This is a genomic window from Streptomyces sp. NPDC107454, from assembly GCF_055582885.1.
On the sequence record NZ_JBVJPA010000006.1, the window covers coordinates 86,847 to 106,093 of the forward strand.

At 69.9% G+C, this 19,247-nt stretch carries 19 protein-coding genes; 13 read left to right on the top strand and 6 right to left on the bottom strand.

What is annotated here, in order from left to right; translation table 11 throughout:
* The first annotated feature begins 36 nt into the window (after window positions 1-36).
* From ACZ69M_RS16035 to ACZ69M_RS16045, 3 genes are all read left to right on the top strand, one after another.
* Window positions 37-576, top strand: coding sequence for a GNAT family N-acetyltransferase (locus ACZ69M_RS16035; RefSeq protein ID WP_403690568.1), 540 nt, complete (start codon window positions 37-39; stop codon window positions 574-576).
* Window positions 577-670: 94 nt separating this feature from the next.
* Complete coding sequence (locus tag ACZ69M_RS16040) at window positions 671-976, top strand: DUF4229 domain-containing protein (RefSeq protein ID WP_054232132.1); 306 nt, start codon at window positions 671-673, stop codon at window positions 974-976.
* A gap of 42 nt (window positions 977-1,018) precedes the next feature.
* Window positions 1,019-1,663, top strand: coding sequence for a TetR/AcrR family transcriptional regulator (locus ACZ69M_RS16045; protein WP_470050318.1), 645 nt, complete (start codon window positions 1,019-1,021; stop codon window positions 1,661-1,663).
* 5 nt (window positions 1,664-1,668) lie between these two features.
* Here the strand turns inward: ACZ69M_RS16045 and ACZ69M_RS16050 are convergent, their stop codons facing one another.
* The 4 genes from ACZ69M_RS16050 to ACZ69M_RS16065 form a co-directional block, all read right to left on the bottom strand.
* Window positions 1,669-2,505, bottom strand: a complete 837-nt coding sequence (locus tag ACZ69M_RS16050; protein ID WP_470050320.1) for a MaoC family dehydratase — start codon at window positions 2,503-2,505, stop codon at window positions 1,669-1,671.
* A 214-nt stretch (window positions 2,506-2,719) separates the two neighbouring features.
* Window positions 2,720-3,769 (bottom strand): helix-turn-helix transcriptional regulator, encoded by a 1,050-nt coding sequence (locus tag ACZ69M_RS16055; RefSeq protein ID WP_470050322.1) that lies wholly within the window; start codon window positions 3,767-3,769, stop codon window positions 2,720-2,722.
* Window positions 3,756-4,010 carry a DUF397 domain-containing protein gene (locus ACZ69M_RS16060; protein WP_470050324.1) on the bottom strand — a complete coding sequence of 85 codons (255 nt, stop codon included), beginning with the start codon at window positions 4,008-4,010 and terminating at the stop codon, window positions 3,756-3,758. Before ACZ69M_RS16060 ends, ACZ69M_RS16055 begins: the two co-directional genes overlap by 14 nt.
* Window positions 4,007-4,870, bottom strand: a complete 864-nt coding sequence (locus ACZ69M_RS16065; protein ID WP_470050326.1) for a helix-turn-helix domain-containing protein — start codon at window positions 4,868-4,870, stop codon at window positions 4,007-4,009. Before ACZ69M_RS16065 ends, ACZ69M_RS16060 begins: the two co-directional genes overlap by 4 nt.
* Before the next feature lie 133 nt (window positions 4,871-5,003).
* Here ACZ69M_RS16065 and ACZ69M_RS16070 point away from each other — a divergent pair, with 133 nt between their 5' ends.
* Window positions 5,004-5,426, top strand: a complete 423-nt coding sequence (locus ACZ69M_RS16070; RefSeq protein WP_470050328.1) for an ATP-binding protein — start codon at window positions 5,004-5,006, stop codon at window positions 5,424-5,426.
* Window positions 5,427-5,618: 192 nt separating this feature from the next.
* The gene (locus ACZ69M_RS16075; RefSeq protein WP_470050330.1) at window positions 5,619-7,523 is read left to right on the top strand and encodes an AMP-dependent synthetase/ligase; all 1,905 of its coding nucleotides are present in this window, start codon (window positions 5,619-5,621) and stop codon (window positions 7,521-7,523) included.
* A gap of 111 nt (window positions 7,524-7,634) precedes the next feature.
* Here the strand turns inward: ACZ69M_RS16075 and ACZ69M_RS16080 are convergent, their stop codons facing one another.
* On the bottom strand, window positions 7,635-7,838 hold the full coding sequence (locus ACZ69M_RS16080; RefSeq protein ID WP_028805073.1) for a cold-shock protein: 204 nt from the start codon (window positions 7,836-7,838) through the stop codon (window positions 7,635-7,637).
* Window positions 7,839-8,181: 343 nt separating this feature from the next.
* On the opposite strand from ACZ69M_RS16080, the gene ACZ69M_RS16085 reads away from it, so the two are divergent.
* From ACZ69M_RS16085 to ACZ69M_RS16105, 5 genes are all read left to right on the top strand, one after another.
* Window positions 8,182-9,030, top strand: coding sequence for a menaquinone biosynthetic enzyme MqnA/MqnD family protein (locus ACZ69M_RS16085; RefSeq protein WP_352046331.1), 849 nt, complete (start codon window positions 8,182-8,184; stop codon window positions 9,028-9,030).
* 69 nt (window positions 9,031-9,099) lie between these two features.
* On the top strand, window positions 9,100-10,818 hold the full coding sequence (locus ACZ69M_RS16090) for a serine/threonine-protein kinase (RefSeq protein WP_470050332.1): 1,719 nt from the start codon (window positions 9,100-9,102) through the stop codon (window positions 10,816-10,818).
* Between the two features lie 2 nt (window positions 10,819-10,820).
* Window positions 10,821-11,678 carry a prepilin peptidase gene (locus tag ACZ69M_RS16095; protein ID WP_470050334.1) on the top strand — a complete coding sequence of 286 codons (858 nt, stop codon included), beginning with the start codon at window positions 10,821-10,823 and terminating at the stop codon, window positions 11,676-11,678.
* 72 nt (window positions 11,679-11,750) lie between these two features.
* Window positions 11,751-12,965 carry a cyclic dehypoxanthinyl futalosine synthase gene (mqnC, locus tag ACZ69M_RS16100; protein WP_470050336.1) on the top strand — a complete coding sequence of 405 codons (1,215 nt, stop codon included), beginning with the start codon at window positions 11,751-11,753 and terminating at the stop codon, window positions 12,963-12,965.
* 125 nt (window positions 12,966-13,090) lie between these two features.
* Window positions 13,091-13,537: an imidazolonepropionase-like domain-containing protein gene (locus ACZ69M_RS16105; protein ID WP_470050945.1), complete on the top strand. Its 447-nt coding sequence runs from the start codon at window positions 13,091-13,093 to the stop codon at window positions 13,535-13,537.
* A 91-nt stretch (window positions 13,538-13,628) separates the two neighbouring features.
* Here ACZ69M_RS16105 and ACZ69M_RS16110 read toward each other — a convergent pair whose 3' ends face one another.
* Window positions 13,629-14,681 (bottom strand): chitinase, encoded by a 1,053-nt coding sequence (locus ACZ69M_RS16110; RefSeq protein WP_470050338.1) that lies wholly within the window; start codon window positions 14,679-14,681, stop codon window positions 13,629-13,631.
* A 391-nt stretch (window positions 14,682-15,072) separates the two neighbouring features.
* Between ACZ69M_RS16110 and ACZ69M_RS16115 the strand changes: the two genes are divergently transcribed.
* From ACZ69M_RS16115 to ACZ69M_RS16125, 3 genes are read left to right on the top strand one after another with little or no spacing between them, the layout of a single operon-like run.
* Window positions 15,073-15,381 (top strand): hypothetical protein, encoded by a 309-nt coding sequence (locus ACZ69M_RS16115; protein WP_470050340.1) that lies wholly within the window; start codon window positions 15,073-15,075, stop codon window positions 15,379-15,381.
* 19 nt (window positions 15,382-15,400) lie between these two features.
* Window positions 15,401-17,818: a bifunctional polysaccharide deacetylase/glycosyltransferase family 2 protein gene (locus ACZ69M_RS16120; protein WP_470050342.1), complete on the top strand. Its 2,418-nt coding sequence runs from the start codon at window positions 15,401-15,403 to the stop codon at window positions 17,816-17,818.
* 1 nt (window position 17,819) lies between these two features.
* The gene (locus ACZ69M_RS16125; RefSeq protein ID WP_470050344.1) at window positions 17,820-19,199 is read left to right on the top strand and encodes an acyltransferase family protein; all 1,380 of its coding nucleotides are present in this window, start codon (window positions 17,820-17,822) and stop codon (window positions 19,197-19,199) included.
* Window positions 19,200-19,247 lie beyond the last annotated feature (48 nt).

Here is a 19,247-nt window from a genome sequence, read left to right on the forward strand (position 1 = left end):
GTCCACTCCGACCTCGGTGTTCTACGCTCGGTGGCCGTGCCACTGACCTTCACCCTGTTCACCCGTGACGCGAAGCCGCCCCGCCCCCTGCCCGACCAGCTGCTCACCCTCTGGACGGATGTCACCAACGCGGGCGGTGCGGTCGGCTTCGTGCCGCCGGTGACCGCCGTCGACATACGCCCCCGCGCCGAGGCCCACCTCACCGCGATAGCCGAGGGCCGCACCCGGCTCCTCGCCGGGTTCACCGCCGACGGCCGGCTCGCCGCCACCGCGTTCCTCGCGCTCAACGACCACCCCCTCATGCGCCACTGGGCCTGGCTGTACACCGTCATGGTTGACCCGGCCCTCCAGGGGCGCGGCTACGGCGCCGACCTGCTCCGCGAGGCCGAGGACCGGGCCCGCGCGCTCGGCCTGGAGGGACTCCGCCTCACCTGCCGGGGCGGGGAGGGACTGGAACGCTTCTACGCCTCCTGCGGCTACAAGGAGATCGGCCGGGCGCCCGACGCGCTGCGTGTCGCGCCGGGCGACGACCGCGACGAGATCACGATGCTGCTGCCTCTCCCGCGCACCGACTGAGGCCCCCCTGCGCGCCGGGAACGCCGGGCGTGCTTCACTGGACGGTGCCCTTTGGGAACGTTCGAAACGGTTCGGAACGGAAGAGTGGATTGACATGGGCCGCTACACACTGATGCGCCTCGGCGTCTTCGCCGGCTGCCTCGTGGTCGTCTGGGGCCTCGTCTACCTGGGCATCGCCCCGCGCGGCCTGGGTGACTCCAACTACATGTGGATCGTCCTGCTCGCGCTGGTGATCTCCGCGCCCATCAGTTTCGTCGTGCTGCGCAAGGAGCGCGACCGCGCCTCCGCCCAGGTCGTCGCGCGCGTGGATCGCATGAAGACCAACCTGGAGCAGAACCGCAGCCAGGAGGACGGCGTGGACGACGCCACCCGCGGCGGCGTGCAGGGCCAGACCTCGTAACGCTGTACCTGGCCGACGGCAGCCGATCGTACGCTTGCCCATATGGGTGCTGTGAAGAACAAGCGGATGCCGCGCGCGGTACGTGAACAGCAGATGCTGGACGCCGCCGTGCGGACCTTCGGGCAGTTGGGGTACCGATCCGCTTCGATGGACGAGATCGCCGATCTGGCGGGCGTGTCCAAGCCGTTGGTGTATCTGTACCTGAACTCCAAGGAAGACCTCTTCACCGCCTGCATCCGCCGTGAGGCGGCCGCACTGACCACTGCGGTACGCGCGGGCGTCCAGCCCGGCCTGCCCGCCGACCGTCAACTCTGGGCAGGCCTGCGGGCGTTCTTCACGCACACGGCGGAGAATCCGGACGGCTGGGCGGTCCTGCACCGTCAGGCGCGCACGCACGGCGAGCCGTTCGCGGCCGAGGTCGCGGCGATGCGCGAGGAACTCGTCGCGTTCGTCACCCAGCTGATCGTGGTCGCCGCGCGCGAGGCCCACCGTGACCCGTCCCTGCCCGAACGGGAGGTCGCCGGACTCGCCGAGGCCCTCGTCGGCGCCGCCGAGTCCCTCGCCGCCTGGGCCAACGCCACGCCGGGCGTCTCCGCGAAGCAGGCCGCGGCGACCCTGATGAACTTCGCCTGGGCGGGCCTGGGCGACCTGATGGAGAACCGCCCGTGGACGCCCCCGCAGGACTGACCCCTTCACCGTACGGGCTGTAGGTCGCCCGTCAGATGCAGGCGTCCGGAGTCCGTTCCGCGGAGCTCGAACGCGGGGCCGTCGGCGGCGTAGGTGACCGTGCCCGGGAGGAGGACGGGGGCCCTGAAGTCGGCACGCAGACGTACCGCGTCCTGGGGACCCTGTTCCGCGAGACAACGGGCGACCGTCCACATGCCGTGCGCGATGGCGCGGGAAAAGCCGAACAGGCGGGCGGTGAGGGGGTGCAGGTGAATGGGGTTGCGGTCTCCCGAGGCGGCACCGTACCGCCGGCCCACGTCACCACCGAGCCGCCACTCGGCACGGACGGGGAGGGGCGTGCCGTCGCCCGGCTCCCGCGGGGGCGTGGACGTCGGCTCCCCGGCCGTCCGGTGCCGGGCGAGATAGACACTCCTCGACTCCCACACCACCTCGCCGTCGACGCTCGCCTCGGTCACGACGCAGGCCTGCGTCCCACGGCGATGGGGCTCCAACCCCGCCACGCGCACGCCGAGTTCGTACGTCGCCGAGGCTGCCAGTGCCTTGCGCTGGGTGATCTCGATCGAGGTGTGGACGAGCCCGAGCAGCGGCAGGGGGAACGAGCGGCTCGCCATGATCCGCATGGCGAGCGGAAACCCGAGGACGTGCGGATACGTCACCGGCAGCGCGTCCGCCCCCGTGGCGAACCCGCAGACCCGCTCGTACGCGGTGAGCCGGGCGAGATCGATACGGACGTCCGGGAGAACGAGGCGGGTCGGCGGGACGTGGGCATCCGGACGGGGTCGCTTGAAGGGCGAGAGGAAGGCGCCCTGGGCGAGGAGAGGGGTCAGGTAGCGGTCGGCCATGGTCCAGCTCCCGGCTCGGGTGTATTTACTCCGGAGTCAGGTTACCCAGGGTAAGTCCGCGTCAATACCTGCCGGGGCAGAAGGTCACCACTGCCAGAGTGGCCGCCGTGATGAGGAGTGCGATGGTCAGGCGCAGGCGGTGCATGGTGTTCCCTCGCTCGGTGATTCCCGTCATCACGGTGGCGGGTGCCGAGGCGGGGAGGTATCCCGAGAACTAGGGGGGTGCGGGGTGCCGCAGGCACGCGAAGAGTTCCTCGCGTCCGCTCACGCCCAACTTGCGGTAGACGGCTCCCAAGTGGTCGTTGACGGTGTGCTGCGACAGTTCCAGGCGGCGGGCGATGTTCTTCGCCGCGAGGCCTTCGAGCGCGTGCCGGACCACCTCCCGCTCCCGCGGGGTGATCCCGTACCAGGCGGCCACCGCCGGCAGCAGCGCCTCGGCCGTCGCCGTCTGAATGGTGATCACCATCTCGCCCCTCTCCGGCGAGCACAGCGGCTGGGCGTGCAGCAGCGCCCAGCCGCGCGCGGTGAACATCCGGGTGACCGCGGTGCCGTCGGGTGCCCGGCGGGCGGTGGCCGTGATGTTGCAGACGGAGCTGCGCAGGGCCTCGAGGTCCAGCTTCGGGGGGCACTGGGGGACCGTCGACCGGCCGCCGGGTGCGGGCAGGCACTCGTACAGCCAGTCCTGTACGCCGGGACTCGCCGCCTTGACCGTGTCGTCCCCGCCCACGACCACCACCCCGGGCGGCCCCTCGTACGGCAGCAGGCGCAGGGGCCGTCCGGCCACGAAGCGGCGCAGGGCGACGGCGAGCGGTGCGGCGAGTCGCTCCGCGCGGGCGATCTCGGTGTCCGAGAACGGCCTGCCGCCGCGGGCCCGCAGCAGCAGCATGCCGCCGCACGCCAGGCCGCCCGCGGTGAGCGCGATCCGCATCTCGCAGCCCAGCCCCTCGGCCCGCATGACCTCGTGCAGCCGTACGCCGACCGGGGGCACGTCACCGGCCGTGCCGAGTACGGCGACGGGTGTGGGCCCGCCGAACAGGGCCGGGAAGGGCAGCGTCGAACCGGTCCGCCAGTACTCCTCGTTCAGCACGCGCCGCGCGCTCATGCCGTAGCCGTGCCGGGTGACGTGGAAGGAGATGGTGCCGCTGACGGGGTCCAGGCCGATCAGGTGGTACCCGTCGTGGGGGACCCGACGCCCGATCTCGACGGAGAGGGCTTCGCCGAGTTCCGCGGCGTTGGTCGCGTCGCCCGCGTCAGGGGCCGGCAATCCCGGGCCCGGCGGCGAGGAAGGCGGACCAGGTGGTGGGGGAGAGGGTGAGGTGGGGGCCGGTGGGGTTCTTGGAGTCGCGGAGGTGGATGGTGTGGGGGGTGACAGCGACTTCGAGGCACTGACCTCCCTCGCCGTCGCTGTAGCTCGATTTGCGCCAGGTGTAGGCGACTTCGAGGCATTGGCCGCCTTCGCCGCTGCTGTAGCTCGACTTGAACCAGTTCAACTGCTTTATGGTCATCGCTCTTCCAGCATCTTCTCGATCAGGTCCAGGGACTCGTACGGGTTGAGCGCCTGCGCCCGGATGATCCCATAGCGAGCGGCGAGGACGCGGACCTCTTCGCGGTCGGTGATCAGCCTCGGGTAACCCTGGGACTCCATGTACGCCACCTGGTCTTTCCTTTTTGGGGTCAGGAGGGTGAACGAACTGTCCAAGCAGGGGTGTTCGTAGCGTCCCGTCGGCATCACCTGAAGCTGCACGTTCCGCAGGCGCCCGATGCGCAGCAACTGCTGCAACTGTTCAGCGTGCACTTCGGGCCCGCCAATGGGCCGTTCCAGTACGGCCTGCTCCAGCACGAAGCTGCACTCCGGCGGAGGCCAGCGCTCGAAGAGCTGCTGTCGCGAGAGGCGGTCCGCCACGCGTCGCTCGATGGTCGCCTCGTCGAGAGGCGGGTGCCGTTGCGTGAACACCGCCCGCGAGTACGACTCCGTCTGTAACAGCCCGAGCACGCCCATCGTGCTGTAGTCGTACAGCGAAACGGCCTCCGCCTCCAGCCCCGCATAACTCCGATACCACTCCGGATGACGCGTCCGCGCCTTCTTCATCGCCTCCCTGACCTCGGGGATCGCCTGCTTCAACAGCCCCCCGGCATCCAGGAGTTCGTCCGCCTTCTCCAGCAGCTCGGGTCGAGTCACCCGTACCCCCCGCTCCATCGCGGAGATCGCGTCGGGCCCGTACCCCACCGCCTGCCCGAACTCCTTCTGCGTCAGTCCCGCCCGCTCGCGCAGCAGCTTCAGCATCTTGCCGAGCGCGGTGAACAGACCCGTCGTTCCCTCGGCCTCCGCCGGTGTCTCCGGCCTCCGGTCGGTCTCTTCCGTCACGTACGCCACCGCCTTCACACGCTCACCGCCACGGCCGACAACCCGCACACCCCGCGCACCGCACCCGTACGGCTACGCAGCGTCGCCGGGTCACTCCTGGTCAGCGTAGGGCGAGCCGACCACGCTCGGTGATGTGAACTCCCGAATCTCCACCCCCACCGGCGAACTGAGCCAGCGCCTCAGCTCCACCCCGCGCGGCGCCCGCCTGGCCCGTCACCTCACCGCACACCAGCTCGCCGCGTGGGGATACCCGCACGACAGCGACGTGAACGACACCGCACAGCACGTCGTGGCCGAACTCGCCGCCAACGCGGTCACCCACGGCCGCGTACCCGGACGCGACTTCGAACTCCGCCTGCTGCGCCTCCCGGAGGGCACCCTGCGCATCGAGGTGAGCGACACGCGGGGTGACCGGCAGCTGCGGTTCGGTGCGGGGGCGGTGGACGGTGAGGGAGGGCGGGGTCTGGTCATCGTGGCCCTGCTCGCCCCTGTCTGGGGCATCGCGGACCGCCCCGTCGGCAAGACGGTATGGGCCGAACTTCCCTTGGAGATTTAACATTTACCCGGAGTAACTCGCACCCCGCCCGCCCCAAACACCCACAAACCCCACACCCCGACCCCGTACGATCCCGGTCACCCCTGCCTTGTTGAAACTCGCATGAACCCCCCACGCCCCAGGCACGTATGAGGCGTTGCGCCCCCAACCCGCCTCATACCGACCGGGTCCTGGTAGCCAAGGAGCCACTCCATGTCCACCCAGCCCAGCCCGTACGACTCCCCGCCCTCTCTCGTGGAGCCCGAGATCAAGCGGCTGGACGGAGTGGTGCGCGAGGTGTCCATGCCGCCCCTCGTCGGTCAGGTCACCCATGGCTCGCTCGCGGACATCCCGTTCGACAACGCGGCCGTGGCCCCGAACGCGGCGGTCCTCAGCAGGAAGAACGCCGACGGCGCCTGGGAGGACGTGACCGCCACCGAGTTCGCCGCGCAGGTACTGGCGGTGGCGAAGGGGCTGATCGCCGAGGGCCTGGCGCCCGGCGACCGCATCGCGATCATGGCGCGGACGACGTACGAGTGGACGCTCCTGGACTTCGCGGCCTGGGCGGCGGGCCTGGTCACCGTCCCCATCTACCCCACCTCCTCCGTCTTCCAGGTCCGCTGGATCCTCCAGGACTCGGGAGCGGTCGCCCTCGCCACGGAGACGGTGGCGCAGGCGTCCGCGCTCGGCCCGGAACGCGACCGGATCCCCGACCTGCGGCACATGTGGGTCTTCGAGAAGGGACACCTGGAGCGGCTGGCCGAGCTGGGCCAGGACATCCCGGACCAGGAGGTCGCCGTGCGCCGTGGGGTGCTCGGCCCCGCCACGCTCGCCACTCTCATCTACACCTCGGGCACCACCGGCCGCCCCAAGGGCTGCGCACTCACCCACGGCAACTTCTTCGCCGAGATCGACAACGCGATCGAACTGCTCTACCCGATCTTCAAGGCGACGACCTCGGACGCCGCGTCGATGCTCCTCTTCCTCCCCCTCTCCCATGTCTTCGGGCGGATGGTCGCGGTCGCCTGTCTACGTGCCCGGGTGCGCCTGGGCCATGCGCCGAGCCTGGATACCGAGGACCTGCTCGCGGACCTGGCGAGCTTCCGGCCCACCTTCCTGCTGGCCATCCCTTATGTCCTGGAGAAGGTGTTCAACACCGGCCGGGCCACGGCCGAGAAGATGGGCCGCGGGTCCTCCTTCGACCGCGCCGCGCGCATCGCGTGCAGCTACGGCGAGGCGGTCGAGGCCAAGCAGCACGGCACCGGGCCGGGCCCCTCGCGCTCCCTGCGCGCCGCCCGCGCCCTCTACGACCCCCTGGTCTACCGCCGTATCCGCAACGCGCTGGGCGGCAAGGTCCGCTACGCGATCTGCGGCGGCTCCCCGCTGGGCCGCCGACTCGCCGCGTTCTACGCGGGTGCCGGCATCGAGATCTTCGAGGGGTACGGCCTGACGGAGGCCACCGCCGCCGCGACCGTCACGCCCCCGCTCAAACCCCGACTGGGCACGGTGGGCTGGCCGCTGCCGGGCACCCGGGTACGGATAGCCGGGGACGGCGAGATCCTGCTGGGCGGCGAACAGATCTTCCGCGGCTACTGGGACCCGAACGCGGGCGGTGTCGTCGACGCGGCGCCGGACGGCTGGTTCGCGACCGGTGACATCGGCGAACTGGACGACGGGGGCTACCTCACCATCACGGGCCGCAAGAAGGAGATCCTGATCACCGCGGGCGGCAAGAGCGTGGCACCCGCGCCCCTGGAGAACTGGCTCCGCTCGCATCCGCTGATCGCCCAGTGCATCGTCCTCGGCGACCGCCGCCCCTACGTCAGCGCCCTCATCACGCTGGACCAGGACGGCGTCACCCACTGGCGCCAGATGATCGGCAAGCACCCCGTCCCGCCGGAGCTCCTCATGGACGACCCGGAGCTGAACGTCATCCTCCAGCGCGCGATCGACGAGGCCAACAAACTCGTCTCCCGCCCCGAGTCCATCCGCCGCTTCGCCGTCCTCCCGGGAGACTTCACGGAACTGGCGGGCCACGTGACCCCCACCATGAAGCTGAAGCGGGCGGCGATCGAACGTGACTTCAGCGAGGAGATCGAGGAGCTGTACGTGCGCTAGGTCCTAGGGCCCCGAGGGCAAGGCAGGAGCCCCGCGACCGGCTGGCGCGGGGCTCCTTGGGTACTGCGATCCGTTCCGGATCAAAGCATTGGGCTCATGAAGCCCGCAGACTTAGATCGGGGTGACGTTCTCCGCCTGCGGGCCCTTCGGACCCTGCGTGACGTCGAAGGAAACCGACTGGTTCTCTTCGAGAGAGCGGAATCCGCTCGCGTTGATCGCGGAGTAGTGGACGAAGACGTCCGGGCCGCCGCCTTCCTGGGCGATGAAACCAAAGCCCTTTTCGGCGTTGAACCACTTCACGGTTCCGGTAGCCATAAGCCCTCCTTGGGCCCAAAGGGTTGCCCTGCTCCAGAACCTGCGATTGTGTAAACAACTGCATTCGTCTGAAAACGACGAGAGCCCGCGGTCACATGCTCCGCAGGCTCTGTACTGCAAGGGAAACCAAACTGCAACTTGCGGCGAGCCTAGCACGCAGGCAGCCGAAAGCAATAGGGGGCAAGATCACGTCACCCGGATGTTTGACCCGCATGGCGGATGGGTTGACGTGATGGTGTCGACTCGCTGTCGCAAGGGTTGACACAAGAGGGTGGAAGGGTTTCGGAAACCACGCGGGGACCCTGGAGACTGCACGGTACTCCATGGGGTCTAGCCTCGCGATGTGGACAATTACCGCACCCGGCCGCGCGTCGGCCACATCCAGTTCCTGAACTGCCTGCCTCTCTACTGGGGGCTCGCGAGAACGGGCACGCTCCTCGACTTCGAGCTCACCAAGGACACCCCGGAGAAGCTCAGCGAGAAGCTGGTGCAGGGCGACCTCGACATCGGGCCCATCACGCTCGTCGAGTTCCTCAAGCACGCCGACGAGCTGGTCGCCTTCCCGGACATCGCGGTCGGCTGCGACGGTCCGGTGATGTCCTGCGTGATCGTCTCGCAGGTCCCGCTGGACCAGCTGGACGGCGCCCGCGTCGCCCTCGGCTCCACCTCTCGTACGTCCGTTCGCCTTGCGCAGCTGCTGCTGGCCGAGAGCGTGGGCGTCCAGCCGTCCTACTACACGTGCCCGCCCGACCTCAGCCTGATGATGCAGGAGGCCGACGCCGCCGTCCTCATCGGCGACGCGGCACTGCGGGCCAACCTCCTCGACGGGCCGAAGTTCGGTCTGGAGGTGCACGACCTCGGCACGCTGTGGAAGGAGTGGACGGGCCTGCCGTTCGTCTTCGCCGTGTGGGCGGCCCGCCGCGACTACCTGGAGCGCGAGCCCGTCGTCACCCGCAAGGTGCACGAGGCCTTCCTCGCCTCCCGGGACCTCTCGCTGGACGAGGTCTCCAAGGTCGCCGAGCAGGCGGCCCGCTGGGAGGCCTTCGACGAGCGGATCCTGGAGCAGTACTTCACCACGCTCGACTTCCGCTTCGGCGGCCCGCAGCTGGCGGCCGTACGGGAGTTCGCCCGGCGGGTCGGCTCGACCACCGGCTTCCCGACGGACGTGAAGGTCGAACTGCTGACTCCCTGAGATCGCGGGGGCGTACGGAACTACCCTGCTGGGCAGTGCGTCCGTGCGTACGGGGGAGGTGGGAGCGCCATGCAGCCGCTCGGAGTGGATGAGCCCACGGTCGTGGGGCCCTACCGGCTGCTCGGCCGGCTGGGCTCCGGCGGCATGGGGCGGGTGTACCTGGGTCGCAGCGCGGGCGGGCGGACGGTCGCGGTCAAGATCGTGCACCCGCACTTCGCGCTCGACGAGGAGTTCCGCGCCCGCTTCCGCCGCGAGGTGGAGGCCGCGCGACGGGTGGGCGGCGCGTGGACGGCCCCGGTCCTCGACGCGGACCCCGAGGCGTCCGTGCCGTGGGTCGCGACCGGCTACGCGGCCGGTCCCTCGCTCGCCGCGGCGGTCGCGGACGGTCCGCTTCCGGCGCATTCGGTACGGGTGCTGGGCGCGGGCCTGGCCGAGGCGCTCACGGCGGTCCACGCACTGGGCCTCGTCCACCGTGACGTCAAGCCCTCCAACGTCCTGCTCACCCTCGACGGCCCCCTCCTCATCGACTTCGGCATCGCCCGGGCCACCGACGGCACCGCCTCGCTCACCTCGACGGGCGTCTCCGTCGGCTCCCCCGGCTACATGGCCCCCGAGCAGATCCTCGGCAAGGGGGTCACGGGCGCGGCGGACGTCTTCTCCCTGGGCGCGGTGCTGGTGTATGCGGCGACGGGCGAGTCCCCGTTCCCCGGCGACTCCTCGGCCGCCCTCCTGTACAAGGTGGTGCACGAGGAACCCCGGCTCGGCTCCCTGGAGGGGGAGCTGCGGGAACTCGTGGCCGCCTGCCTCGCCAAGGACCCGGCCGGCAGGCCGACCCCGGGTGAGGTGGCCGGACGCCTGGCCCCCGAGGGGGCGGCCCGGCTCGTGACCGGCGGCTGGCTGCCGGGGCCCCTGGTGGAGCAGGTCAGCCGCAGCGCGGTGCAGTTGCTGAACCTGGAGGCGGCGGAGGTGACACCGTCCGGGCCGGTGGGGTTCAGCAGCCCTTCGGTGGGCACGGACTCCGGGGCCGGGGCGCCGCCGCCCGACGGGGTGTTCGGTCCGCCGCCGACCATGCCGCCGTACGCCATGCCGACATACGTCCCGGGACAGCGCGATGTCCAGGACGCGGTCGCGGCGCCGACCGTCCACCCGGGCACGCCCGCGGCCGGCCCCGGCCACCGGGAACACCCGGGCAAGCTCTCCGTCAGCATGGCCGCGACCTCGGCCCCCGGTGCGAACGGCCGTGGCCGCAGGGTGAGTTGCACGCTCGCGCTGGCCGTCGCGGGAGCGCTGGCCGCGGTGACCGTGGGCTCGGTGTTCATGTTCCACCTGCTCCCGGGCGGCGGTGACGACAACTCGGCTTCCAGCGGCTCCGATTCCGCGGCCACCCCTCCGGCGGCGACACCGAGCGTCCCCGGCCCGGCCGGCGCGACGCTCGCCTCCGTGCCCGCGCACTACCTCGGCACCTGGTCGGGCGACGCCTACGCGCTGAACGGGAAGCTGCCCGCGGGCACGTTCCGGGTCACCCTCCACCAGGCCGCCGTGGGCAAGGAGTTGGGCACGTTCCGGTCGACCGACCTGATCGGCGGCAACTGTGACGACGTACTCGTCCTGAAGAAGGTCACCGACAAACAGCTCACCGCGACGAGCACCGCCAAGTCGTCCAACCCCGGCACGTGCACGACCGGCAGCCACGAGGTGCGGCTGACCCCCGCCGGGGGCGACCTCAAGTACGAGACGGACAACGCGGACGCGGGCGATCCTGTGGCGCGGATGTCGAAGGCCGAGTAGCCGTGGACCTCGAACTCTGGTCCGTCCGGCCGCTGTGGCTGACCGTCCTCGCCGCCCTCTGGGGCGCGGCGGCGGGACTGCTGGTGCCGCGGGCCGTCTACCGGTTGGCGGTGGAGCCGGACGAGGCGTGGCGGACCCGGTGCCCCGGCGGACACGTCCTCACCGGCGCCGCGGGCGGCTGGCTCGGCCTCGCCCGCTGCCCCGACTGCGCCCAGGACCTTCGTGACCTTCGTACGTCCTGGTCGGGGCCCGGAGACGCGGGGCGTGTGCCGGGCGGTGCGGGGCGGGTGCCGGGCGACGCCCCGACGGCGTACCGCTACGGCCCCCGCACCCCGCTCGTCGCCCTCGCCACCGCGGGGGCCTGCGCCGGTCTCGCCCTCGCCACCGGCGCCCGCCCCGAACTGGCCGTCTGGCTGCTGCTCGCGCCGCTCGGCGTGCTGCTCGCGGTCGTGGACTTCCGGGTGCAGCGCCTGCCGGACATCCTGACCCTCCCGCTCGCGGGCCTGGCGCTCGTCCTGCTGGGCGTGATGGCCCTCGTACCGGAGCACGCGGGGCAGTGGCCGGCCGCGCTGTTCGGTTCGCTCGTGCTGGGCGGCGCGTACTTCCTCCTCTTCCTCGTCAACCCGAACGGCATGGGCTTCGGCGATGTGAAGCTCGCGCTGGGAATCGGGGCCGTGCTCGGCTGGTACGGATGGGGGACCGTGGTGCTCGGTACCTTCGCCGGGTTCCTGTTCGGCGGCCTGTACGGGCTGGGGCTGGTACTGATGCGACGCGCGGGGCGCAAGACGTCCATCCCCTTCGGACCGTTCCTGATCGCGGGGGCGTACGTCGGGCTGCTGATCGGGGCGTACGCGGCCTGACGTCGGGCCGCGGGAGGGGCTGGCGTAGGCTGGCCGGGTCCGTCCAGAACCCTTACGAAAGGGACGCTCCCGGTGACCGAGAAGGCCGACCTCACGTCTTTTGATGTCACAGCCGTCCTCGAGCGTGCTGCCGCGGGTGGGCGGATCACTCCCGAAGAGGCGCTCGTCCTCTACCGCGACGCCCCGCTGCACGCCCTGGGCGCCGCCGCGGACGCGGTACGCCGCCGCCGGTACGCGGGGGCCGAACACATCGCCACGTACATCATCGAGCGCAACATCAACTACACGAACGTGTGCGTCACGGCGTGCAAGTTCTGCGCCTTCTACGCGGCCCCCAAGGACACCGCCAAGGGCTGGACGCGCGACCTCGACGACATCCTGCGCCGCTGCGCGGAGACCGTCGAACTCGGCGGCACGCAGATCATGTTCCAGGGCGGACACCACCCGGACTACGGCGTCGAGTACTACGAGAAGCACTTCGCCGCGATCAAGGCCGCCTACCCGCAGCTGGTCATCCACTCCCTCGGCGCGTCCGAGGTCGAGCACATGGCCCGCATCTCCAAGGTGAGTGTGGAGGAGGCCATCCAGCGGATCCACACCGCCGGCCTCGACTCCTTCGCGGGCGCCGGCGCCGAACTCCTCCCGGCCCGCCCCCGCAAGGCGATCGCCCCCCTCAAGGAGTCCGGCGAGCGCTGGCTGGAGATCATGGAGACCGCGCACGGGCTGGGCGTCGAGTCGACGTCCACCATGCTCATGGGCACCGGCGAGACCAACGCCGAGCGCATCGAGCACCTGCGGATGATCCGTGACGTACAGGACCGCACGGGCGGCTTCCGCGCCTTCATCCCGTACACCTACCAGCCCGAGAACAACCACCTGAAGGGCCGCACGCAGGCGACGCTCTTCGAGTACCTGCGGATGATCGCGATCGCCCGGCTGTTCATGGACAACATCGCCCACATCCAGGGCTCCTGGCTCACCACCGGCAAGGAGGTCGGCCAGCTCTCCCTGCACTACGGCGCGGACGACCTCGGCTCGATCATGCTGGAGGAGAACGTCGTCTCCTCCGCCGGCGCCAAGCACCGCTCCAATCGCATGGAGATCATCGACCTGATCCGCAAGGCCGGCCGCGTGCCCGCCCAGCGGACCACGACGTACGAGCACATCGTCGTCCACGACGACCCGGCGAACGACCCGGTCGACGAGCGCGTCATGTCCCACATCTCGTCCACCGCGATCGAGGGCGGCACGGCGCATCCCGAGCTGAAGCTGCTCGCCTCCAACTAGGGCCTGACCGGCGGATCAGGTCGGAGGGAAGCGACGGTGTCTCATAAGCACAGGACAACGCGGCAGATGGGCGTGCCACGCCCCGCGTCTCCGGCATGTTCCGCCGGACAGGCCCTGGCCCCGCCGTGCTGACGATCCACACCGCCGACGAGCTGCGCGTCAGCTGGGAGGCGGACCCGCTGAAGGACGGCGCGGTCGCCGTGGAGGGCGACCGGGTGGCGGGCACCGGCCCGCTGGACGCGCTGCTGGAGCGCTTTCCGGGGGCGCGGGTCCGCAGCTGGCCCGGGGTCCTCGGGCCGGCGCTCGTCCATGAGGGCCCACTGCCCGACGCGCCGTCCCCACGGGAACGTGTGCACGCGGTGCTGAAGTCGGGGGCCACGGCGGTACTGGTGGAGTACGCAGACACCCCCGACCTCCGCGCGGCGGCCTCCCGCAACGAGGTCGCCGTACTTCCGCGTACGCGAGAGACCGCGATCGTCGACACGGGACGTGCCGACCTCGCGGTCTTCGATGCGGACGGAGCATGCATCGCGACGGTGTGCGCGGGCCGCCTGGTACACAGACGCCGCTGAGTCCTGGAGCCGCGTGCGCTGGAGCGCCCCTTCAAGGGCGCGGGGAACTGCGCGACCAGCCCCCACCGGCCCGCAGGTCGGATACGCGCCGTCACCCGGCGAACGCCTGAGCAAACGCCCCCGAACTCTGCGAAACCCCACTGCAATTGGTGGCCGCGTTGTCCGAAGAAGCGTCATCACTCGAACACTGCTGATCCCGGAACGTCGACCACATCGACACCCAAGCGATCTTCTTCGACTCGGCAAACGCACGGACCTGCGCCGCGTCCGAGAGACTGAACGTCTCATTGGCCACGTCGTTGTCCCCGATCATCGACGTCAACGCGAGCCCCTGCCAGGCCCCCGCACTCGACAGCCCGAACACATCCCGCAGTTGATCGTGGGTCGCCTCGGCGGAGGTCTCGGCGTAGTCGCCCATGTCCCCGGAGTACGAACTCCCGTAATTCATCGTCATGATGTTGACCGTGGAGACCGTCACGGAGTTGTCGTTGGCGGACTCCAGCAGCGCCAGACCGTCCGAATCCAGCCCGGACGGCATGACCGGCAGCGTGAAGGACACCTTGAGGTCATCGCGCTCCTTCTGGAGCAGCGCGATCGCCTTGGACCGCAGCGCCACCGACGCGGAGTCGGTCAGCGCGTCCCCCTCGATGTCGAAGTCGGCCTGGGTGGACCCGGCGGCGTCGAGCGCCGCCCCGTACGCCGCCGCGAGCGCGCTCGCACTGCCGCAGACCTCCGCCAGCTCCTTGCCGGACGCCCCGCCGAACGAGACGCGCACACTCGCGCCGGACTCCTTCAGCGCCGAGATCCGCGACTTCACGGCGGCCTTGTCGATGGCGTCCGTGCCGTTCCACTTGGCCGTGCAGTGGGTGCCGTCGGAGATCACGAAGGCCAGGTTGTACGTGGTCGGAGACCCCGTCGAGTCCGTCGCGGAAGCCTCCGTGGCGCTCACGTAGGGCGCGTACGAGGTGCTGGAGGAGGAGGTGGAGGAGGACGCGCCCTCCGAGGGCGCCGCGCTCGTCCGCGGGGCCGGGGAGGTCTGCGCGGGCGCCGCGTTCGTGGTGCCCGTACCGCCGGAAGAGCACCCCGCCACCGCCAGAGCAAACAGGCAGGTGAGCCCGGCAGCCGGCCTCAGATAACCCCTCATTGCGTATGCACCCGCTCTCGTGATTTCTGTCTCAGGACCGAAACAAAGTGCGATTCGGGAGTTCCAAGGTGGCACATCCGAGGGTGATTCCCGAATACAGCAAGCGCATGGGTGACCCATGAGTAGCGGTACACGAATCGGGCAAGCCGGGCCGCGAATCGGTGCACAAGGTAAATATGCATCCACCCTGAGCTGCGCTGATGTTCAAGGATTCTCTCAGGGAATGGACAGCTTGGGCCAAGTTTCATGGGCGCCTCACATGAGAACCAGAGAATTGGCCACATAAAGGAGCCCTAATATCCGGGGAATGCAATCCGAGTCAGCCATCGAAAACCACAGTCAAGGGCGCGGCCGCCGCCGTAAACGCGGCAACGCATCCGAAGACGGTCCCGTGTTCGTTGACAACTCCGGGCGCAGAGCACGTCTGCTGCGCAGGTTCGGCATGCTCGTCGGCGCCGTCTGCTTCGGTTACGCGGTCGTCCTCGGAATGGCCTTCATGGGCTGGGGCACCTCGCTGACCCCGTCCTCGCTCTTCCCCTTCAGCGGCGGCCAGGCCGGCTCCGCACCCGGGGGCGACCTTCGGCCGCAGGGCGGCGTGGCCCCCACCGGCAGGCCGACCGGCACCCCGCCGGCGGGCCTGCGCACGGGCACGGCCCCCTCCTCGGCCGCATCCGCGTCCGCTTCCGCCGGCGCCAACTGACCGGAACGGACCCACCTCCATGACTTCGACGACGCCTTCACGCGGCCGCCGGCGCGCCCCCACCAAGATGGAGCGGGCGGCCGGCAAGGCCGCGGCGCTGCAGAAACCGCGTGTGATCCTCGCCCTGCTGCTCCTGCTGGGGCTCACCAGCGTGATGCTGCTCGACGGCTATCTGCGTTCCGAGATCGGCAACGACGCGCGGGTGCGCGACGGCGCGGCCTACGACAAGGTGCCGCAGAAGATCCTCGACGGCGGTCCGCTCCTGACGTTCACGGGTGGCACGGCAAAGACCCAGTCCGTTCCGAAGAAGACCATCGTGCTCACCTTCGACGACGGTCCGACCCCGACCTGGACTCCCCAGATCCTCAAGGTGCTCGACGACAACGACATCGAGGCCACCTTCTTCATGGTCGGCTCGATGGTCTCCCGCTATCCCGGCGTCGTGAAGGATCTCGTGGACCAGGGCAACGAGGTCGGCATCCACACCTTCACCCACGTCGACCTCTCCTACCAGGGCACGGGCCGGCTCCAGCGCGAGCTGAAGCAGACCCAGCTCGCGCTCGCGGGTGCGGCGGGGATCACGACGACGCTGTTCCGGGCCCCGTACTCCTCGGAGATCAACGCCGTCGACAACTACAGCTGGCCCGTCTACAAGGAGATCGGCAACCTCGGCTACACCAGCGTCTTCGTCGACACCGACAGCGACGACTGGAAGAAGCCGGGCGTCTCGAAGATCGTCCAGTGGGCCACGCCGAAGAACGACGAGGGTGCCGTCGTCCTCATGCACGACGCGGGCGGCGACCGCTCGGAGACGGTCAAGGCGCTCGACACGTACATCAAGAAGATGAAGGCGAAGGGGTACTCCTTCACCACCGTCAGCGGCGCGATGGCGAAGCTGAACGGGGCGCCGAACGGTGCCGGCCGCACGGGCACCGCCGGTTCCGGGCAGGCCGTCGAGGCCGGGGCCGGACAGACCGGTGCGGGTGCCGGCACGGGTACGGGTGCGGGTGCCGGTAGCGGCGCGTCGGGCGAGCAGCCGGGCGGCACGCAGCCCGCGCCCGGTTCGGGCGCCACCGACAACTCCTCCAACGGCTCCTCCAACAGCTCTTCCAGCAAGGTGAACATCGAGCAGTCCGGCCAGCAGAAGGCCACCGGCTCGACCCTCTACGAGGGCAAGGCCCTCATCTACGCGGTCGCGGTCGCCGAATGGGTCCTGCCGCTGCTCTCCTGGCTGCTGCTGGTCGTCGGCATCTCCGTCATGGGCCGCTTCGGGATGATGCTGATCCTCGCCCGCCGCCACTACAGACAGCGCAACAAGAAACGCGGCAAGGGCGGCAAGTTCAGCTGGGGGCCGACGGTCACCAGGCCGGTGACGGTGATCGTGCCCGCGTACAACGAGAAGGAGTGCATCGCCAACACGCTCCACTCGCTGGCGCAGAGCACCCATCCGATCGAGATCATCGTCGTCGACGACGGCTCCACGGACGGCACCAAGGAGATCGCCGAGTCGCTGGGCCTGCCCAACGTCCGGGTCATCCGCCAGGAGAACGCGGGCAAACCGGCCGCCCTCAACAACGGTGTCCGCAACGCCAGTTACGACATCGTCGTGATGATGGACGGCGACACCGTCTTCGAGCCGGACGCCGTGCACCAGCTCGTCCAGCCCTTCGCGGACCCGGGCATCGGCGCGGTCGCGGGCAACGCGAAGGTCGGCAACCGCAACACCATCATCGGCGCCTGGCAGCACATCGAGTACGTGATGGGCTTCAACCTCGACCGCCGCATGTACGACCTGCTGCGCTGCATGCCCACCATCCCGGGCGCGATCGGCGCGTTCCGCCGCGACGCGGTCCTCGAGGTCGGTGGCATGAGCGAGGACACGCTCGCCGAGGACACCGACATCACCATCGCGATGCACCGCGCGGGCTGGCGGGTCGTCTACCAGGAGCACGCCAGGGCCTGGACGGAGGCGCCGAGCTCGCTGAAGCAGCTGTGGTCGCAGCGCTACCGCTGGTCGTACGGCACCATGCAGGCGCTGTGGAAGCACCGCAAGTCCCTGACGGACAAGGGCCCGTCGGGCCGCTTCGGCCGCATCGGCATGCCGCTCGTCGTGATCTTCCAGATCATCACGCCGGTCCTCGCCCCGCTCATCGACGTGTTCACCGTCTACTCGATGATCTTCGTGGACTTCTGGGCCTCACTGCTGGCCTGGCTGGCGGTGCTGGTCGTCCAACTCGTCTGCGCCGCCTACGCGTTCCGCCTCGACCGAGAGAAGTACCGCTACCTCGCGATGCTGCCGCTGCAGCAGCTCGCATACCGCCAGATGATGTACCTCGTCCTGATCCACTCCTCCGTGACCGCCCTGACCGGCGGCCGCCTCCGCTGGCAGAAGCTCAAGCGCACGGGTGAGGTCGGGACCCCGGCAGGAGTGAGCTGACATGAGCTGGGGCTCGGAACAACAGGAGCAGCAGGGGTACGGCTACGGGTACGGGCAGCAGGTGCCGCCGCAGCCGTACGGACAGGGATACCCCCAGTACGACCAGGGATACGGGCCGCCCGCGCAGCCCGTCCAGTACGAACAGCCCGTCCAGTACGAGCAGCCCTGGCAGTACGTTGCCGAAGAACCGCAAGCGGCGGCCTCGAACACCATCCAGATGGACCCGGTCCAGGCCGAGCCCCGGACGGAACCGGAACCGGAACCGGAACCGGAATCGGCACCGGCACCGGCACCGGGGTCGGTGTCAGAACCAGGACCCGAACCGGATGCCGGGCCCAAGCCGAAGGGCGGCGGACGCGACCGTTACTTCGACGCGCTGCGCGCCGTCGCGCTGGTCCGTGTCGTGGCGTACCACACCTTCGGCTGGGCCTGGGCAGGCCTGGTCTTCCCGTCGATGGGCGTGATGTTCGCGCTCGCCGGCTCGCTCATGGCCAAGTCCCTGGAGCGCCCCGCGCTCAAGGTGGTCAAGAGCCGGATGCGACGGCTGCTGCCGCCCTTCTGGTTCTGGGGCTTCTTCGTCGTGGTGGCGATGCTGATCCACGACTGGATGCCGGGCTGGCAGATCGTCTTCTGGATCGTGCCGGTCGGCGACCCGCCGGGCAACCAGTGGGGCATCCAGGCCTGGGAGATCCTCTGGTACCTGCGGACGTACCTCTGGTTCGTCCTGATGTCCCCGCTGCTCCTGAAGGTCTTCCGCAAGGCCCCCCTCCCGGTCCTGCTCCTCTCCCTCGCCCCGATCCTGGTCTTCCAGTACGCCTGGGAGCCTCCGTACAACCGCTTCGGCAGCGGCCTGACGGACTTCGCCACCTTCCTGTTCTGCTGGCTGGTCGGCTTCGCGCACCGCGAGGGCGTCCTCCAGCGGCTGAAGCCCGCCCTGGTGATCCTGGCGTCGCTCGCCCTCCTGGCGTACGGCGGCTGGTACGCCTTCGCGCACCAGGCGGAGTTCGGTACGTACGACCTGGACGAGGTCCCCGTCGCGCAGACCTTCTGGTCGGCCGGCTTCGTGACGCTGCTGATGTACTTCAAGGCGTACTACAACGTCGACTTCGCCTGGCTCGCCCGCTTCAAGCGGCTCGACCGGACCGTGACGATCTTCAACGGGCGGGCGGTGACGATCTACCTCTGGCACGAGATCGCCCTCGTGCTCGCGGTCCCGCTGATCGACCAGTTCTGGAAGGTGCCCGCCTTCGAGAAGTGGCTGCCGCTGGAGAGCCAGTGGTTCATGTTCGGCATCGGCTGGGTGCTGATCTGGGTCGCCATCCCGCTGGTCGGCTGGGTCGAGGACGTGGCCGCCAAGAAGAAGCCGAAGCTGCTCCCCTGAAGGGGGCGCGTGAGACCGGCGTACGGGCCGGGCGCCGCAGAGTCGCCC

Bases quoted from the DNA above. Each gene is read 5' to 3' on its own strand.
- ACZ69M_RS16060 (WP_470050324.1), bottom strand. From the start codon at position 4,010: ATGACCATAAAGCAGTTGAACTGGTTCAAGTCGAGCTACAGCAGCGGC.
- ACZ69M_RS16045 (WP_470050318.1), top strand. From the start codon at position 1,019: ATGGGTGCTGTGAAGAACAAGCGGATGCCGCGCGCGGTACGTGAACAG.
- ACZ69M_RS16090 (WP_470050332.1), top strand. From the start codon at position 9,100: ATGCAGCCGCTCGGAGTGGATGAGCCCACGGTCGTGGGGCCCTACCGG.
- ACZ69M_RS16075 (WP_470050330.1), top strand. From the start codon at position 5,619: ATGTCCACCCAGCCCAGCCCGTACGACTCCCCGCCCTCTCTCGTGGAG.
- ACZ69M_RS16080 (WP_028805073.1), bottom strand. From the start codon at position 7,838: ATGGCTACCGGAACCGTGAAGTGGTTCAACGCCGAAAAGGGCTTTGGT.
- ACZ69M_RS16040 (WP_054232132.1), top strand. From the start codon at position 671: ATGGGCCGCTACACACTGATGCGCCTCGGCGTCTTCGCCGGCTGCCTC.
- ACZ69M_RS16125 (WP_470050344.1), top strand. From the start codon at position 17,820: ATGAGCTGGGGCTCGGAACAACAGGAGCAGCAGGGGTACGGCTACGGG.
- ACZ69M_RS16120 (WP_470050342.1), top strand. From the start codon at position 15,401: ATGACTTCGACGACGCCTTCACGCGGCCGCCGGCGCGCCCCCACCAAG.
- ACZ69M_RS16110 (WP_470050338.1), bottom strand. From the start codon at position 14,681: ATGAGGGGTTATCTGAGGCCGGCTGCCGGGCTCACCTGCCTGTTTGCT.
- ACZ69M_RS16050 (WP_470050320.1), bottom strand. From the start codon at position 2,505: ATGGCCGACCGCTACCTGACCCCTCTCCTCGCCCAGGGCGCCTTCCTC.